Source organism: Nocardiopsis sp. TNDT3 (assembly GCF_003427465.1).
Classification (GTDB): domain Bacteria; phylum Actinomycetota; class Actinomycetes; order Streptosporangiales; family Streptosporangiaceae; genus Nocardiopsis; species Nocardiopsis dassonvillei.
The window spans coordinates 1-2,446 of the sequence record NZ_QPFC01001184.1 but is presented as its reverse complement, the minus strand read 5'-3'; the positions used below and the strand labels follow the sequence as shown (position 1 = coordinate 2,446).

General features: G+C 74.4%; 3 protein-coding genes. 2 read left to right on the top strand and 1 reads right to left on the bottom strand.

Going from position 1 to position 2,446, the window contains the following annotated elements; genetic code table 11:
- Positions 1-957: methyltransferase domain-containing protein (locus DQW06_RS25530; RefSeq protein ID WP_117199449.1), on the top strand; the 957-nt coding region annotated here is incomplete at its 5' end.
- Positions 958-1,163: 206 nt separating this feature from the next.
- Here DQW06_RS25530 and DQW06_RS25525 read toward each other — a convergent pair.
- Positions 1,164-1,379 (bottom strand): DUF6243 family protein, encoded by a 216-nt coding sequence (locus tag DQW06_RS25525; protein ID WP_013155808.1) that lies wholly within the window; start codon positions 1,377-1,379, stop codon positions 1,164-1,166.
- A gap of 118 nt (positions 1,380-1,497) precedes the next feature.
- Between DQW06_RS25525 and DQW06_RS25520 the strand changes: the two genes are divergently transcribed.
- Positions 1,498-2,124: a TetR/AcrR family transcriptional regulator gene (locus tag DQW06_RS25520; RefSeq protein WP_013155809.1), complete on the top strand. Its 627-nt coding sequence runs from the start codon at positions 1,498-1,500 to the stop codon at positions 2,122-2,124.
- The last annotated feature ends 322 nt before the right edge of the window (positions 2,125-2,446 follow it).

The following is a 2,446-nucleotide window of genomic DNA, read 5'->3' as shown; positions in this document are numbered from 1 at the left end:
CGGGAGCAGCGCGCCCACGACGACCGGGAGTCCGTCCCCTGGAGCCGTGGGTCGGAAGGCCCGGGCCCCGGGGAACGGGCGGAGGCGGCGACCTCGTCCGTCTCGGCGCCCCGGGTCCTGGCCCGCCTGCTGGAGCTGTCCGACCTCGCCAACGGGCAGAGGGTCCTGGAGGTGGGCACCGGCACCGGCTGGAACACCGCCCTGCTGGCGCACCGGCTCGGCGACAGCGCCGTCACGTCCGTGGAGACCGACCCGCGCCTGGCCGGGGTCGCCCGCGAGGCCCTGCGCGCCGAGGGCTACTCCCCCGCCGTCCACCTGGCCGACGGCTACTACGGCTACCCGCCCGGCGCGCCCTACGACCGGATCACCTCGACCTGCGGCGTGCGCCGTGTGCCGCCCGCGTGGGTGGAGCAGCTGCGCCCCGACGGCCTGGTGGTGTGCCCGTGGGGGCTGTTGGAGGGGGCCGGGGTGATCGCCCGCGTGGAGTGCCCCGGGGACGGCTCGGCCCGGGCGAGCTTCCACGGCGGTGTGGGGTTCGTGCCGCTGAGGACCCCCGACGCCCAGCCCCGCCCGGTACGGGACTCGGGACAGCAGCCCGACGAGTACCGGCTCACGCAGACCGACCCCGTGGCACCGCTGATGACCTTCCCGTCGGCGTTCGCGCTGTCGGTGATGGTGCCGGGCTGGCGGGTGCGGCGGCGGTGGATCGGCACAGGGTCGGGCGTGTGGGTGTTCGACCGGAGCGGCGCCTCGTGGGTGCGCGTGTACCCCTACGGCACCTCGTGGATGATCGAGCAGGGCGGACCGAGGAGCATCTGGGACGAGTTCGAGGAGGCCCTGGAGCTCTGGAAGCGTTTGGGCGCGCCCGATCCGGACCGCTTCGGACTCTCGGTGGGCGCCGACGGCACGCACCGGGTGTGGTTGGACTCACCCGACGGACACGGCTGGACGGTGTGACCGCGGCGGGGCGCGGACGCCGGGATCCGGCTCCGGGAGGCGGGCTCCGGGTGAGGACGCGGGGAGCGGATTCCGAGTGCGAAGCCGGGCGCGCACGGCGCAGGCGCACCGGCGCGTACGGCGGGACCGCGCCGGTGGCGCACCGCGAGGGATCGCGCGGGGCGCGCGGACGCCGACGGCCCTCTCGGAGGAGGGCCGCCGCGCGTTCACGCCTCGCCCTGGGCGCCTTCGGCCTTCTCGGACGCCGCGTCCGCGTCCTTGCCCTGCTTCTCGCGGAGCTTGCGCAGCAGCTCCTGCTTGCGCTCCACGGCGTCGTCGCTGGGGCCGCCACGGCCGCCGCCCTTGCCTCCGCGAAGCGCGGAGCGCGAGACGGTGTTGCGCTGTCCGCCCATGCCCAGAAGATTGTCGCTGTTCCTGCCCACGCGGACCTCCTTTCCCTCCAGGCGAGGCGAAACGCCTCGCCAAGTCGATCCGACCTCCGTAGGATATCGGCACCAAGACGATACGTCTCGTCATTTTTCAGCGGTTAACGTGGCAGGTATGGCAGAGAACACCGCACAGGGAGAGACCAGGGTCCGCCGCGGTCCCGACCCCCGACGCCGCAGCGAACGCGCGCGGCGCGCCATCGTCGACGCCGCCACCGAGCTGATGGGCGAGGTCGGCTACGCCAGGCTCACGATGGAGGCGATCGCCGCCAGGGCCAGGGTCGGCAAGCAGACCATCTACCGCTGGTGGCCGTCCAAGGCGGCCGTGGTCCTGGACGTGTTCACCGCGCTGACCGGCGGGGTCGCCGGTGAGCCCCTGCCCGACACCGGCGACCTGGCCGAGGACATGCGGACGGTGCTCCGCGCCACGGCGGACGAGTTCCGCATCCCGGAGATGGACCGGACCACGCGCGCGTTCACCGTCGAGCTCCAGCACGATCCCGCCTTCGCCGAGGTCGTCCAGGAACGCCTGCTGGGCCCGAACGCGCGGGTGTTCGAGGACCGGCTGCGCTCCGCCGTGGCGGCGGGCGAGGTGGACCCGGAGATCGACCTGCGGCTGGCCACGGAGCTGTTCCTCGGACCGTTCCACCAGCGCTGGCTGCTGCGCACCGGGCCGCTCACGCACGAGTACGTGGACGAGCTCGTGGACACGGTACTGCGCGCGCTGCGCCCCCGGGACTGACTCCGCGGACCGCCGAAACGCTCCCGCCGCGGATGGTCCCGCTCCCAGAGGCACTGCCGGCGGCCCGCCGTGCTCCCGGGAGCGAGATCACCGGTGAGGAGGCTCCCGCACGCCACACCGTCAACGGTCGGCGCACCGGCCCCGGGGAGCCCGGCCCGCCAGCGGCGGACGCGTGACCTGGTGGCGGGAACCTAGAGGGACGGGTCCGGGGCCTCGTGCTCGATCTCGTCGATGATCCGGCCGCCGAGCTCGGACTCGATCAGCCCGGCGCCCGACGTTCCCGAGGCGCTGGGAGGCCTGGAGTCCCCCGCTCCTGCGGGGG